General features: G+C 53.6%; 1 pseudogene. It reads right to left on the bottom strand.

Annotated features, from left to right (window positions below):
* Positions 1 to 439 precede the first annotated feature (439 nt).
* Positions 440 to 631: pseudogene (locus R7Z77_RS26395) on the bottom strand (plasmid replication protein); the annotation flags it as partial.

Genomic DNA, 631 nt, shown 5'->3' on the forward strand with positions numbered 1-631 from the left:
ATCTTTGTTCTGCTTCGTCAATCGTGCAGAGTTCCCATATATCGAGAGGTTCAGGACCTGCTTTCGTGCAACGTACCCACATATCAAATCTCATAACGTGCAGGTCCCCCACATCCTCACCCTTTAACTATCAATACCTTACGGGAACCACTCTACGGGAACCACTGGAGCAGCATGGCACTTATCCTTCGTCGTGGCTTACGCTTGCACGATACTGAGACTCGGCTTGCAACTACCGTGCAACGTTCCCATATATCGAGCCTCAGCCCACGAAGCATCTGGGGTCACGTTCGCTCTATCCGTGCAGCTCCCCCATATGCGGAGGCATTCCGTTTCCGGTCCTGCCTGGTGGGCGTACCTTGTGCGCTTTCTTCTGGCATAAAAAAAGGCGCTGACGCGCCTATCTTTCTTTTCCCTGTGGGGTGGGAGATTCTGGTGGCTATCTCTCCTTCCGTTGGGGTTCATCAATGATGTCGTGGTCGATCATGCCGTGCTTGATGGCCCGTAGCTCTGTCTGCTGCTTACGCTTGTTGGACGCCATCACCTGCTTCACGAAGTTCTCATGAGGCCTTATGACGTACCGCACGTCGATGACTCTGCGGCCATCCTTGATCTGGTTCGCGTCGTAGTC

The organism is Vibrio sp. 1401 (assembly GCF_033340295.1).